The 13,481-nt window shown below is 28.7% G+C and carries 19 protein-coding genes and 1 tRNA gene; all 20 read right to left on the reverse strand.

Annotation, left to right across the window (positions count from 1 at the left end):
* Window positions 1-243 precede the first annotated feature (243 nt).
* Window positions 244-1,608, reverse strand: coding sequence for a methylmalonyl-CoA mutase subunit beta (locus tag B5464_RS10255; protein ID WP_079738284.1), 1,365 nt, complete (start codon window positions 1,606-1,608; stop codon window positions 244-246).
* A 1-nt stretch (window position 1,609) separates the two neighbouring features.
* The gene (locus B5464_RS10260) at window positions 1,610-1,924 is read right to left on the reverse strand and encodes a septum formation initiator family protein (protein WP_079738285.1); all 315 of its coding nucleotides are present in this window, start codon (window positions 1,922-1,924) and stop codon (window positions 1,610-1,612) included.
* 2 nt (window positions 1,925-1,926) lie between these two features.
* On the reverse strand, window positions 1,927-2,532 hold the full coding sequence (gene udk, locus B5464_RS10265) for a uridine kinase (RefSeq protein WP_079738286.1): 606 nt from the start codon (window positions 2,530-2,532) through the stop codon (window positions 1,927-1,929).
* Window positions 2,533-2,775: 243 nt separating this feature from the next.
* A tRNA-Thr gene (locus B5464_RS10270) sits at window positions 2,776-2,849 on the reverse strand.
* A gap of 121 nt (window positions 2,850-2,970) precedes the next feature.
* Window positions 2,971-3,333, reverse strand: a complete 363-nt coding sequence (locus tag B5464_RS10275) for a nuclear transport factor 2 family protein (protein WP_079738287.1) — start codon at window positions 3,331-3,333, stop codon at window positions 2,971-2,973.
* A gap of 63 nt (window positions 3,334-3,396) precedes the next feature.
* The gene (locus tag B5464_RS10280) at window positions 3,397-4,701 is read right to left on the reverse strand and encodes a deoxyribodipyrimidine photo-lyase (RefSeq protein ID WP_079738288.1); all 1,305 of its coding nucleotides are present in this window, start codon (window positions 4,699-4,701) and stop codon (window positions 3,397-3,399) included.
* Window positions 4,701-5,168, reverse strand: coding sequence for an SRPBCC family protein (locus B5464_RS10285; protein WP_077811278.1), 468 nt, complete (start codon window positions 5,166-5,168; stop codon window positions 4,701-4,703). The genes B5464_RS10280 and B5464_RS10285 overlap by 1 nt, the downstream gene beginning before the upstream one ends.
* 1 nt (window position 5,169) lies before the next feature.
* Window positions 5,170-5,631 carry a TspO/MBR family protein gene (locus tag B5464_RS10290; protein WP_079738289.1) on the reverse strand — a complete coding sequence of 154 codons (462 nt, stop codon included), beginning with the start codon at window positions 5,629-5,631 and terminating at the stop codon, window positions 5,170-5,172.
* A gap of 3 nt (window positions 5,632-5,634) precedes the next feature.
* Window positions 5,635-5,808: a Lacal_2735 family protein gene (locus tag B5464_RS14360; RefSeq protein ID WP_154066962.1), complete on the reverse strand. Its 174-nt coding sequence runs from the start codon at window positions 5,806-5,808 to the stop codon at window positions 5,635-5,637.
* A gap of 4 nt (window positions 5,809-5,812) precedes the next feature.
* Window positions 5,813-6,286 (reverse strand): glutathione peroxidase, encoded by a 474-nt coding sequence (locus tag B5464_RS10295; protein WP_079739012.1) that lies wholly within the window; start codon window positions 6,284-6,286, stop codon window positions 5,813-5,815.
* 4 nt (window positions 6,287-6,290) lie between these two features.
* Window positions 6,291-6,974, reverse strand: a complete 684-nt coding sequence (locus B5464_RS10300; RefSeq protein ID WP_079738290.1) for an SDR family NAD(P)-dependent oxidoreductase — start codon at window positions 6,972-6,974, stop codon at window positions 6,291-6,293.
* Between the two features lie 7 nt (window positions 6,975-6,981).
* Window positions 6,982-7,197 carry a hypothetical protein gene (locus B5464_RS10305; RefSeq protein ID WP_077811281.1) on the reverse strand — a complete coding sequence of 72 codons (216 nt, stop codon included), beginning with the start codon at window positions 7,195-7,197 and terminating at the stop codon, window positions 6,982-6,984.
* A gap of 79 nt (window positions 7,198-7,276) precedes the next feature.
* A complete protein-coding gene (locus B5464_RS10310; protein ID WP_077811282.1) occupies window positions 7,277-7,501 on the reverse strand; it encodes a hypothetical protein in 225 nt (74 codons plus the stop codon).
* A 2-nt stretch (window positions 7,502-7,503) separates the two neighbouring features.
* Window positions 7,504-8,196, reverse strand: a complete 693-nt coding sequence (gene folE, locus B5464_RS10315) for a GTP cyclohydrolase I FolE (protein ID WP_079738291.1) — start codon at window positions 8,194-8,196, stop codon at window positions 7,504-7,506.
* Between the two features lie 54 nt (window positions 8,197-8,250).
* A complete protein-coding gene (locus B5464_RS10320) occupies window positions 8,251-8,526 on the reverse strand; it encodes a TIGR03643 family protein (RefSeq protein ID WP_077811284.1) in 276 nt (91 codons plus the stop codon).
* Window positions 8,527-8,949 carry a hypothetical protein gene (locus B5464_RS10325; protein ID WP_079738292.1) on the reverse strand — a complete coding sequence of 141 codons (423 nt, stop codon included), beginning with the start codon at window positions 8,947-8,949 and terminating at the stop codon, window positions 8,527-8,529. It abuts the gene before it with no gap.
* Between the two features lie 97 nt (window positions 8,950-9,046).
* A complete protein-coding gene (locus tag B5464_RS10330; RefSeq protein ID WP_079738293.1) occupies window positions 9,047-10,537 on the reverse strand; it encodes a cryptochrome/deoxyribodipyrimidine photo-lyase family protein in 1,491 nt (496 codons plus the stop codon).
* Window positions 10,527-12,059: a cryptochrome/photolyase family protein gene (locus B5464_RS10335; protein ID WP_079738294.1), complete on the reverse strand. Its 1,533-nt coding sequence runs from the start codon at window positions 12,057-12,059 to the stop codon at window positions 10,527-10,529. Before B5464_RS10335 ends, B5464_RS10330 begins: the two co-directional genes overlap by 11 nt.
* A 1-nt stretch (window position 12,060) precedes the next feature.
* Window positions 12,061-13,371: a DASH family cryptochrome gene (locus B5464_RS10340; protein ID WP_079738295.1), complete on the reverse strand. Its 1,311-nt coding sequence runs from the start codon at window positions 13,369-13,371 to the stop codon at window positions 12,061-12,063.
* Entirely contained in the window at window positions 13,341-13,481 is a 141-nt protein-coding gene (locus B5464_RS10345; RefSeq protein ID WP_079738296.1) for a DUF2256 domain-containing protein, read from the reverse strand. The genes B5464_RS10340 and B5464_RS10345 overlap by 31 nt, the downstream gene beginning before the upstream one ends.

The raw sequence follows: 13,481 nt of genomic DNA on the forward strand, positions 1-13,481 counted from the left end.
TTTACTTTTTTAATACTTAAATAAACGTAAGAAACACAAATGCTTATAGTTAAAATAATACAGAAAATTATAAAATTTTTAATACCACCAAAAAAGCTGTACACTTTAGATTCTAATAAAAAAAATATTAAAAACATTACAAATATTACTGATACCAAATAAAAAGGAACTGTCTTTTTTATTTGTTCAACCTCTTTTTTTAGAAGTTTTTGCTCTTTTTGATATTCTAAAATTTCGCTATTCTTATTCACCTGCTTTTTCTTCTTTAAGTCTTTGTTGTTCTAGTTTTTCTGAAAGCCTTTTTCTATTAATTGGCGGAAATAAAGTTTTGATATTTCGTTGTTTTAAAAAAGGATCTAAAACTAGTTTATCATGCATTAAATTGTCTTTATTTGGTTGCAAATTAGTTCCTAATAAAATCAATTCATTATTTAAAAATTGAGTTTCTTCTTTAGAAGCACTTTCTTTTAACTTTCTTTGGATAACAACTTCTTTTAATTGTTTTAAAAATCCACCACCTTTTTCTATTTGTTTAAAAATAGCCAAGGCTTTTTCTGCCATTTGTTCTGTTAAAGAATCGATATAGTAACTTCCGTTAGCAAAATCATTAGCGTTTTCAAAACCACTTTCTTCTTTAAGAATTAACAATTGATTTCTAGAAATTCGTTCTCCGAATTCATTTTTAACAGCAAAAATTTCATCATAAGAAACATTAGAAATTGTAGTTGCGCCACCTAAAATAGCACTCATACACTCAGAAGTTGTTCTAAGCATATTTACATTGTAATCGTAAATTGTTTTGTTTCGTAAAGTTGGTTTTGCAAAGATATGAGCTTCTTTTTCTTCTAATTTAAATTGAGTTAATAACGATTTCCATAAAAGTTTAAATGCTCTAAGTTTAGCAATCTCATGAAAATAGTTTGTGCCAACTGAAATTTCGAAATGTAATTTGCCAGCAATTTTATCGCCAAAAATATGAATGTATTCTGTGGCATGTGCTAACATGTATGCAAGTTGTTGTACAATGTTTGCGCCTGCGTTTTCGTATAAATCACCAGAAATTGAAATAGAATTATCTACAGATGCTATAATGTCTTCTATTTTTTGAACATCTTCTTTTAAACTGATATACCAATTACCAGCTTCAGCTAGATTTCCTAAAATATCAATTTGAAAAAAACAATTTTTATGGTTGATGAATTTATCAATTTCTATAATAAAATCTGCATCTAAAAAATTAATTTTAAAGTAAACAATGCTCTCATTAAAATTAATTTGATTTAATACTGTTTTGTAATCAAATTTTTTGTGAGCTATAAATTGAATTGAATTAGCACCTCTTTTTAAAGCATCAATAGCTAAATTGTTTGCTTCTTTATCCTCTACAATTAGTATTGTTTGGCATATGTTGTAAGAAGCTTTTTGTGTTGCAGCAACTTTAAGGTTTGTTCTATCTTCTTTTGTGTAAAAAGGTTTTACAGTTATGCCTTCTTTTGTAGTGTAAAGTAAGGTGTCATTATAATCTGCACCTTTTAAATCTACTTGAATTTTTTGTTTCCAAGCAGAAGGAGATGTTTCTTCGAATTCACTAAACAAAAATTTACTCATGCTATTTTATGGTATCAAATTCAATTATATAAATATCTTCATTTTCTTTTTTCATAAGATATTTTTCTCTTGCAAAACGTTCTAATTGTAACGAATCTCCGAGTTTTTTAATGGTTGCCTTGTCTTCAGCAATTTTTATTTTGTAAAAAGAAATTGTGCTTTCTAAATCTTTAATTTCTTGATTAAATTTTCTGTGAACCAAATACGAGTTTTCATCAAAAAATAGCATCCATATTAAAAACGGAATAAAAATTAAGACAAAACTATTTGTCAAAAATTTAAAAGCTTTATTTTCTTTAATCTTTTTTAGAGACATTTTTACAAACGTTCGTTTATTACAGTTCTAACAATATCGATAGCTACATTATTAAACCTATCATTAGGTATAATTAAATCTGCAAAGTTTTTTGTAGGTTCTATAAATTGTTGATGCATTGGCTTAAGTGTTGTTTGATATCTGGTTAACACTTCATCCATATCTCTTCCTCTTTCTGTAATATCTCTTTTTAAACGTCTAATTAGGCGTTCATCTGTTTCTGCATGCACAAAAATTTTAATATCAAATAAATCTCTTAATTCTTTGTTATTAAAAATTAGAATTCCTTCTACAATAACTACTTTTCTAGGATGTGTTTTAATTGTATCTTTAGTTCTATTATGCGTAACAAAAGAGTAAACTGGCTGGTTTATTGTTTTACCAGATTTTAAAGCTTTTAAATGTTTTTTTATCAATTCAAAATCAATAGCTCTTGGGTGATCGAAATTTATCTTAGTTCTTTCTTCGTAAGGTAAATTGTCTGTTGCATTGTAATATGAATCTTGAGAGATTACACAAACTTCATCTGTTGGTAATTGTTTAATAATTTGATTTACAACTGTAGTTTTTCCACTTCCAGTTCCACCTGCAATTCCTATAATTAGCATAAAAAATTATGATTTTGATAAAATATTTACTTAAAGCTGTAAAGATATTATAAATATATAAATTTATAAGTTATGTGGCTTGTTTTTCAGAATCAAAAAATAGTTTAACGCTAGATTTTACTATAGATAAGTAATTCAATTAAAAACTAAAATGATTAATTGTTAAACAATTAGTTGTTTAACATGGTTTTAAGCATAAAAAAAAGTCTCAAAAAATGAATTTTGAGACTTTATAAAATATTGAGCCAATGGAGGGACTCGAACCCACGACCTGCTGATTACAAATCAGCTGCTCTAGCCAGCTGAGCTACATCGGCTTTTATTTTGAGATGGCAAATTAAATACAAAAAACAATAACTGCCAAAATAAATTTCACTTTTTTTTATAAAAAAAAGCTTCAATAAAAATTGAAGCTTTCTAAGTCAAGAAATAATAATATTACATAGAGTAAAAAAATTGTTCATTTACAATTTTTCCCTCTTGTACTTCAAAAACGCAAACTTCTTCCATTTGTTGTCTTCCTCTGCTTTTAAATGTTACATCAAAGTTCATTTTGCTTGTAAAATGCTTGTCAGCAACTACAGGTTCAGAGATTTCATTAGAATGAAATTCTATTACGTCTTCTAGCCATTGTTTACTTTTTTCCATTACGTTTTGTTTTCCAGAAACGATTTCTCCGTGTGGCACACCTGGCATTTCTTTACTAACAACATTGTCTGCATATAATTCTGTTATGCATTCTAAGTTTTTACCTTGCTCGCACATTTGTTTCCATTTTTGTGCAACTTCACTTGTATTCATATTTTAATTTTTTTTGATTGTCTTTAAAAGTATGAAAATTAAGCGATTAAAAATAAAAGTATTTTAATTTAATGCTTGTTTGTAGGTTTTTAAACAACGTTCTCTTGCTTCTTTATGATCTACAATTTCTTTGCTGTAAGTTAATTCTTGAAATTCTGGCACCCACTTTTTAATATATTCTAAATCTTTGTCAAATTTTTTAATTTGAGTAGTAGGATTAAAAATTCTAAAATATGGTGCGGCATCTACTCCAGAACCTGCAACCCATTGCCAATTACCAATATTACTCGCCATTTCATAATCGTGTAATTTTTCTGCAAAGTATGCTTCTCCCCATCGCCAATCTATTAAAAGGTGTTTGCATAAAAAGCTACCAATAAGCATTCTAATTCTGTTGTGCATAAAACCAGTTTCGTTTAACTGTCTCATACCAGCATCAACAAGCGGATAACCAGTCTCTCCTTTACACCATTTTTGAAATTCTGCTTCATTGTTTCTCCATTCAATTCTGTCGTATTTTGGTTTAAATGAAGCAGTTGCTGTTTTTGGAAAATGCCATAGTATTTGCATGAAAAATTCTCTCCAAATTAGTTCTTGCCAAAAAATTTCATTTTTTTCTGAAGTTGCTTTTTTTATCATTTTACGAACAGAAACGGTACCGAAACGTAAATGTGGACCCAGCTTCGAGGTATTGTCTAATGCAGGAAAGTTTCTTGTGTCTTCGTATTCTTGAATTAAAGTTGGTGTTACCGTATAGTCTTGAATTTTTTGTTTAGACTTTGTAAAACCTAATTCTGATAAGCTTAAGTTTGGTAACCTTGTGTTTTCAACTAAATTATTTAGATAAGAATTTGTATAATAAATGTCTAGATTGTACTCCTTAAATTTTTCTTTCCAGACTTTCATAAAAGGTGTGTAAACTACATAAGGATTTCCGTCTTTCTTTACAACTTCATCTTTTTCGAAAATTACTTGATCTTTAAAAGATTTAAACCCTATATTATTTTCATTTAATAATTGTTCAATTTCTTGATCTCTTTTGTTGGCATAAGGTTCATAATCTCTATTAGTAAAAACAGAATTTATGGTATAAGTGTCTATTAATTCTTTATAAATATCTAAAGGTTTACCATGAAATATTGCAAGACTGCTGTTATTGTTTTCTTGCAATTCTTTTCGCATTTTTTGTAGCGTCTCAAATATAAAACTTACTCTAGCATCATCTTTGGGTAATTTAGACAAAATATTTTCATCAAAAATAAATATAGGTAACACTTTACAGTCACTTTTAAGTGCATTGTAGAAACCAATATTATCGTCTAGCCTTAAGTCTCTTCTAAACCAAAAAATATTTATATTCTCTTTCATTATTTTTGATATTCTCCAAAAAGTTCAATTAATTTCTTTTGTCTGTAATTAAAAATTTCTTCTAATTTTGGTTTTACTAAAATAGGATGTGCTAATTGCCCTAAAACTCCCATTGGTAGCTTGTAATCGATTATGTCTTCCATTTCTACACCACCTTCAATTTCATGAATAAAATGTTTATGATGCCATAATGCATAAGGTCCAAACCTTTGTTCGTCTACAAAATACTCTTTATCTACAACATGTGTAATTTCTGTAACCCACTTCGTTTTTATTCCTAACACTGGTGTAACAATGTATTGTATAATTTGGCCAGAAAACATATCTCTGTCTGCACCAGAAAGAATATTAAATCCCATATAATCTGGTGTAATTGTTTTTAGATTTTTTGGGTCTGATAAAAATTTCCAAGCCTCTTCCTTAGAAATTGGTAAGTTTTGTTTTTTATGAAGTGTGTAAATTTTCATCTTAATTATGTATTAGAATGTATAAGTTTAAGGATGTTGCTATGCACAACCAAATAATATATGGTAGTAGCAAGTATTTGTAATATAAAGTTTTAGAACTAAGTTTTAAAAAATAAACAAAAAGTAAAGTGGTAAGCAATAATATTGTAATTAAAGCGGTTAACACTAAATGTTTATTAAAAAAAATATAATTCCAACTTACGTTTAATATAAATTGAATTAAAAAAGCAATTTTATTCTCGATTGTATTTTCAACAGTAAACAACTTACCAAGATAAATCGAGAAACAAACCATAATAAGTGTCCAAGCAATACCAAATACAATTCCTGGCGGTGTCCAAGGAGCTTGATTTAAATTTGTGTACCAATCAGAAAGCGGCCCACTGTCCATTAACCAACTTCCAAATGCCAATCCACCGAAATTAATAATTAGAAAAAGCAGTGTTATTTTAAGTTGCTTCATTAATTAAGAATTAGCCTGTAATTCAGTAATTTTTTTTAATAAATCGTCTGCTTCTTTATATTTAGTATCACTGTCTGTTCTGTTTATAGATTGAAGCTTATAAGCTTCTTCCATCAGTTTTTTATACTTTTCTTGTAGTTTTTCTACAGGCGATTTCTTTTTGAATAAACCAAACATAATTTTATTTTAAATGTTTTGTAATTTTAGTGCTTAGAGGTTTTGTAATAGAAAAATAGTAATCTATTAGTTTGCCTTCTGGAGATACCAAATATTTTTGAAAATTCCATTTTACAGAAGAGCTTTTAGTTCCGTTTAAAGATTTGTCTGTAAGCCAAGTGTAAAGCGGGTGTTGTTTAGTGCCTTTTACATCTATTTTTTCTGTCATTAGAAAAGTAACACCAAAATTAACTTTACAAAAAGCTTCTATATCTTCTGATGTTCCGGGTTCTTGTGCTCCAAATTGATTGCATGGAGAACCAATAATTATAAGATTCTCTTTATAAGTGTTGTATAATTCTTCTAATTCTTTGTATTGTGATGTAAAACCACACTTAGAAGCTACGTTAACAAATAATATAAATTTATTTTTGTACTCAGATAAGTCAATAGCTTTATTTTGTAAGCTATTGATATTAATTTTGTAAATATCAGTCATGTTATTATATTTTGAAGTTAACAATACCGCAATCTAATTCGAAAATTTGACCGGATATTGATTGAGCTTTATCTGAGATAAGAAAAGTTGCTAAATCTGATACTTCTTCTGGTTTTAGAAACTTTTTTAAAGGATGACGTTCTGTAATATTTTCTATCATTCTTTCGTTTCTAAGTAGCTTTGATGCTAAATCTGTATCTGTAACTGTTGGTGCGATTGCATTAACTCTTATTGTTGGTGCAAGTTCTGCTCCTAAAGATTTTGTAATTCCTTCAACTGCAGATTTTGCTGCAGCAACACTAGCATGAAAAGGCATTCCTAATTTTGTAGCTACTGTACTAAATAATAAAATAGAAGGGTTTTTACCATTTTTTAATTTAGGAAGATATTGCTGAATAGCTTTCACAGCTCCTACAACGTTTATTTCGAAATCTTCTCTAAAATCTTCTAATTTTAACCTAGATATAGGTTTTAGATTGATGCTACCAGGGCAGTATATTAGTGTATCTGCGTTTTCAATTTCTGGTAGTTCATCATTAAGAACATCACAGTCGTAATGTTTTAAGTTAGCGTGAGAAAGCGAAGGCGCTGTTCTACTAATGTTTATAATATTATTATTATCTACTAGTGCATTAACAATTGCTTCTCCAATTCCTTTGCTTCCTCCTACTACTATTATTTTTTTCATGTGCTTTTTAAGGTCTTCCTTTCAAGCGCTTTTCAATTTTTTGCTTCACAGCAGTTAAACGCTTCATTTGATCCATAATTTCTGGATCTTTATCTACTTTATATACTTGGTTTAGCTCTAAAATAAGTGCTTTAACTTCTCTAGACGCCAAAATTCTATCACTTGTTGTTTTAAAAGAGAACTTTCTGTTCTCAAACTCTACAGCTCTTTCTAATAAATCCATTCTACTTATCTTGTCGTTTTTATAATTTTTCCAATATAATTATAAAACTTAGATAAGCAATAAAAATGTGCATTTATTATTAAGCAGTAAGCGGTTTTCCTTTCAAACGTCTTTCAATTCGTTGTTTTATAAGAGTTAAACGCTTCATAATATCCATAATATTTGCGTCTTTATTTTTCTTATAAACTTCATTTAGACTTAAAATTAATTGTTTTGCTTCTCTTGCAGCCAATATTCTATCGCTGGTTGTTGGAAATCTTTTTTTGCGAGTTTCAAACTCTAGTGCTTGTTCGATTAACTTCATAATTAATAATTTAAGGTATTCTGTAATTCTACTATTTTTTCTTGGTGGTTAAATTTTCCTCCAAAATAAGAGGTAACTGTTGCAGAAGTATCGTCTTTGACTCCTCTAGAGGAAACGCATAAATGTTTTGCATCTATGATTACTGCTACATCTTCGGTATTTAAAATTGCTTTTAATTCTTCTGCTATTTGATTTGTAAGTCTTTCTTGAACTTGTGGCCTTTTTGCATAATATTGTACAATTCTATTTAATTTAGATAAACCTATAACTTTACCAGAAGAAATATATGCCACATGTGCTTTACCAATAATTGGAACAAAATGATGCTCGCAATTAGAGTAAAATGTAATATTTTTTTCGACTAACATTTGATTGTACTGATATTTGTTATCGAATAAAGCTATTTTGGGTTTGTTTGCAGGATTTAAACCAGAAAAGATTTCATCAATGTACATCTTTGCCACCCTTTTTGGTGTTCCTTTTAAAGAATCATCAGTTAAATCTAAACCCATTACATCCATTATTTCTGAAAATAAAGATGCAATTTTATCTTTTTTCTCGGTGTCAGAAAGCTTAAATGCATCCTTTTTCATTGGAGTTTCTAAGCCGGTAAATAAATGATCGTCACCAATATCATCGATGGTAAAACCATTTAAAAGTCCTTTTTTTTCTTCTTGTAATAATTCTGTTATCATAATTTTCTTTTTTATGTGCTGTCTTAAACGTTTTTGTTAAAGCAAAGCACGGGTTTATCTTTTGGCTATATTATTGTTCGAGATAGATTTTTGTCTTGAACATTTAAAACGTCCTTTTTCGAAGTTTCTAAGTTTTTCGTGTTTGGTTTTTCTTCCTTGAACTCTTTTACGCCACATTTTAAAACTAGATAGTTTCATTTCTGAACGCATTAAATTGATTACTTCTTGTTCTTTTAAACCAAATTGAAATTCTATCGCTTCGAAAGTTGTTCTGTCTTCCCAAGCCATTTCTATTATTCTATCAATAGATGTGCCATTTAATTTTTTCATCTAGTATAGTTGATATTGTTTGTCGTTTTCTATTTTAAAGTTTACTAATTTTTCGATAAACTTTTTGTTTTCATTAAACAGTTTGTTGTATTTAAACCTAACAAAGTTGCCTTGTGCATGTATGCTAAATCCACTAGTTCTATATGTGTGAAGTTGGTAATAAGGTATTGCCCAACTAAAAGTTTCTAACCCTTTATTAATATGAACTATAATTCCTTTTTGTCTAAGTTCTATATTACCGTAATTTATATCAGAAACTTTGTTCATGTATTTAGCAAAACCATGACCTACTTTTTCAATTATCATTCTTTTAGAGCCTGTTCCACCCATTTTTAATGATTGAAAAAAACTATAAGGCGCACCTAATAAGTCATCTATGGTTGCTTTAGCGTCATTGTTTTTATGTGTGGTATTAAATATCATTACTCAAATATACGAAAAATATATTTATGTTTAACAATGTATGAAAATGATTAAACAAAATTTAACAAAATATTAAAATTTGTTTTTATCAATAGGTTTAACCTTTAGTAAACAGGCTTTTTTTATTAGAAACGGTGTGTTTTTTTAATATTCTATAACTTTCTTCTTGAACAGTTTTGTCTTTTTTAAGTTTCCATAAAATATCACTTGCATTTTTTCTAGCTGTTTTTATGTCGACAATTGGTTTAGGGTAATGATTACCTAGCTCAAAATTATTAAACTGTTGATCTAAAGGTGTCATTAAATACGGTTCGTGAATAAAAGGTGTAGGAAGTTCTTTTAATTCTGGAACCCATTTTTTTATAAAAGTAGCATCTTCATCATGCTTTAAACTATTTTTTATAGGATTGTAGATTCTTAATAAATTAATACCAGTTTCGCCTGCACTCATTTGTAATTGCGGAAAGTGAATACCTGGTTCAAAATCTAAAAAAAGTTGAGATAAATGTTGCGATGCATGTTGCCAAGGTTGCCATAAAATATGTGTAAAAAACGAAACTAACATCGCTCTCATTCTAAAATTTATGTAACCAGTTTCTTTTAAACATCGCATACAGGCATCTATAATCGGGAAACCTGTAGTTCCATTTTTCCAGGCTTCTTGGTATTTTTTTGAAATACTTTTTTTTAGTTTTAGATATCCTTTATTTATACTTTCGTTTTCCATGCTGTGTTCCATTTCAAACTTTTGAATAAAATGTGCTTGCCATCTTAATCTAGAAATAAATGCGCTAATGTGTTTTTTGTTACTATCTGTGGTATTGTTTACGGCTTCCTGAAATATTTGTCTTATAGATACGTTTCCCCATGCAATATAAGGAGATAGCCTGCTGCAGCTTTCTCTGGCCAATAAGGGTTTAGAAATATTAGACATGTATTTCTCATGTCTAGTTTTAAAAAATGAATCGGCATATCTCCAAGCAAGTTTGGAACCTCCTTTTTGAAACGGAGTTTTTTTATTTGTTTCTAGATTTACCGTTCTAAATAATTTTTCGATTGCTTCAATTTCATCAATATTGATTAATTTATCAGCAGAAATATTATTTTTTATTTGAGAAGCGTACATGTAGTTGTCCCATTTTTCAAACCAATCTTCTCTGTTTAGTAAGCCTCTTAAAACGCCGTTGTTATTGTTTTCTATCCATTCAATTGTATTGTTTCTGCAGTATCTTTTAAATTCTTTGTCTCTATTAAAGGTTAGTAGTAAACCTGTTTCTTGATGTGAAAAAACCGTATTAATTTTATAGGTTGTAGCAAGTTGATTAAAAGCGGTTACAACTTCGGTTTCTACAGTTAAAATTTTAGAATTATATTTTTTTAAACGTTCGTTTAAATCTTCGATAGATTGTTTTATAAAATTCCAGTGACGATTATCGTAATGCTCGTCGCTTATTAAAGATGGTTCTAAAACATATAAAAACAGCGTACGTTTATTAGAATTGAAAGCGTTGTAAATAGCTTCGTTATCTTCTAAGCGTAAATCTCTTTTAAACCAAACAACATTAATTTCTTCTCTATTAATATGCATCTATGTTTTCTATTATATGATTTGCTTTTTCTTTAATTTTTAATCTTTCTTCTGTAGACATTTTGTTTAGTAAACTATACATCATTTTCATTCTAAAATTAGAAGAAAGTTCGGTTTGTTTTTCGTCTAAGAAATTCCAGTATAAAGAGTTAAAAGGGCAAGCATCGTCTTCTAGCTTTTTTGTTTTTTTGTATGTACAAGACTCGCAATAATTACTCATTTTACTAATGTAACTCCCGCTAGAAACATAAGGTTTGGTTGCAATTTTACCGCCATCTGCAAACTGACTCATGCCTCGAGTGTTTGGTAGCTGAACCCACTCGACAGCATCTACATAAATGCCTAAATACCAAGCATCAATTTCATCTGGATTAATTTGCGTTAATAAAGCAAAATTTCCTGTAATCATTAAACGTTGTATGTGGTGCGCGTAGCCGTTATTTAACGAATTTTGAATTGCGTTTTTTAAGCAATTCATTTTTGTTTTTCCTGTCCAAAAAAACTTTGGTAGCTTATTATTATTGTTTAAAAAGTTTTCATTTTTATAGTTTGGCATTAACATCCAATACATGCCTCTCATATATTCTCGCCAACCTAAAATTTGTCTAACAAAACCTTCTACTTGAGAAATATCTATTTGGTCGACATTCTTTCTATAGGTTTCTAAAACCGAATTAATTATTTCTTTTGGCGATATCATTTTTGTATTCATGGCAAAAGAAATTCGGCTATGAAATAAATAAATTTTATCTGTGTGCATTGCATCTTGATAATCGCCAAAGTGCACCAATAAATTTTCACAGAAATACTCTAATTGTTCTAATGCTTGTTTTCTAGAAATTGGATACTCAAAATATTTTGCATTTATTTTACCAATAGTTTCAATTCCTGCTTTTTTAATTTCTGATAAAATATTTTCTAAGTTGTTATCGAAATTTATTTCTGTAGGAATTAAAACATCACCTTTCCATTTTTTACGATTGCTTGCGTCGAAATTCCATTTTCCGCCCTCTGGTTGTTCATTAACAATTAATATTTGATGTTTTTTTCGCATGTAACGATAAAAACTTTCCATTAAAAACTGTTTTTTACCTTTAAAAAATGTTTTTAAATCATCTCTTTCAGTATAAAAGTGTTCTGTAGAAAAAACTTGATTCGGTATATTTAAAGATGATGAGAACTCAGATAATTGTCTGTCTAATCTGAATTCATCTGGCGCTAAATATTCGAATTTTTCAATAGTATATTCTTCGATTAACGTTTTTAAATTCTCAGTTAAATTTTGAGCGTTTTTTTCATCATTTATTTTGTAATAAATTACTCGGTGATCTGCAGTTTCTAATTCTTCTGCAAAATTTCTCATTGCAGCGAAAAAGCCTACAACTTTCTGAATGTGATGAGTAACATAATCTGTTTCTTGTCTCATTTCGAACATGCAATAGATGGTATCTTTACAAGATTTATCAAACCAAGAATGTTTACTGTTTAGTTGATCTCCAAGAATTAGTCTTAATTTCTTCATTTTAAAATAATGTTTTTTCTAACCAAATTTTTCTAAACTTGTAATTTGCATCATAGCGTTCTGCTTGAAGTTGCGTATTAAACTTTCTGTCTCGAGGGTCGTTACCAACGCCAGCAACATACATCCAATTTCCATAATTGCTATGAACGTCATAATCAATTAATAAAGATTCAAAATAAGCAGCGCCAATTCGCCAATCTATTAGAAGTTCTTTAGCTAAATAAGAAGCAACATTTTGTCTACCTCTGTTACTCATCCAACCAGTTTCTTTGAGTTCGATCATATTAGCATTTACAAAATCGTCTTTTGAAGTACCGTTTATCCAATTTTCAATTAGATTTTCATTTGAATTCCAAGTGTAGTTTTTTTCTAAAATTCCACCTATTTTAAAAATTCTATTATCGTATTTTAAAGAGATATATTTAAAATAATCGCGCCAAATTAATTCGAAAACAACCCAATATGTAGATTGATTTGCCCCAAATTCAGCTTCGAATTCTTTAATTTTCCAATAAATTGTTTTTGCTGATAAGCTACCGTTTGCGAGCCATGGAGAAAATTTAGTGCTATAATCTGTGCCAACTAATCCATTTCTAGTTTTTTTATAAAAATTCACTTTTTTGGTTTCAAAAAAGTAATTATTCAATCTATTTAAGGCAGTATCTTCACCGCCAGAAAACTTAAATGCTGATTTCGGGTGGATTTCAAAATTATGAAAACCTAAATCTTTTAAGTGAGGAATACTAGTTTGATTTTCTACTAAATTTTCTTTTGGTAATGGGGTAGGAGTAGTTTCTGATTGAACTTTAACCGATTTTTCTAACTTTTTTCTAAAAGCGGTAAAAACATTCGGAATATTATTAAAATCATTAGAAACGGTTTCTGGATTGTAAAGAAATTGATCGTAATCTTCTATAAAGTGGATCTTGTTAGAGAAACTTTGTTGTATCAATTTGTTAGTTTCAACTTCTTCTTTTGTCCATTCTTTTTGAGAATATATGGTATCAATATTAAACTCTTTACAAATTTTGTTTAAATGGTTTTCTGGGGCATCGTAAAAAGTAATTAGAGTAATATTTAATTTTTGAAGGTTTTTTTGAAGATTTTCTACAGTTTCTATCAAAAATTGGGCTCTAAATTTTTCTGTTTTTTTAAAACCAAAAATGTCTTTTTTAAAATGCTTCGGATTAAAGTAAAATACTGCAATAACTCTTTTATGGTTTTCTATTGCTTTTTTTAAAGAGACATTGTCGTTAACTCGTAAATTATTACGAAACCAAACTAAACCAGTATTTTCTTTTTTTTGCTGCATTTTTTACTACAATATTTTACATTTTCCCAGTTTTTTTCCCATTTTTTACGCCAGCTGAATGGTCTGTTGCAAACGATGCAAATCTTCTCTGGAAGGTGTTGTTTTTTCAA

This window comes from Polaribacter sp. KT 15, from assembly GCF_900143115.1.
Lineage (GTDB): Bacteria > Bacteroidota > Bacteroidia > Flavobacteriales > Flavobacteriaceae > Polaribacter > Polaribacter marinaquae.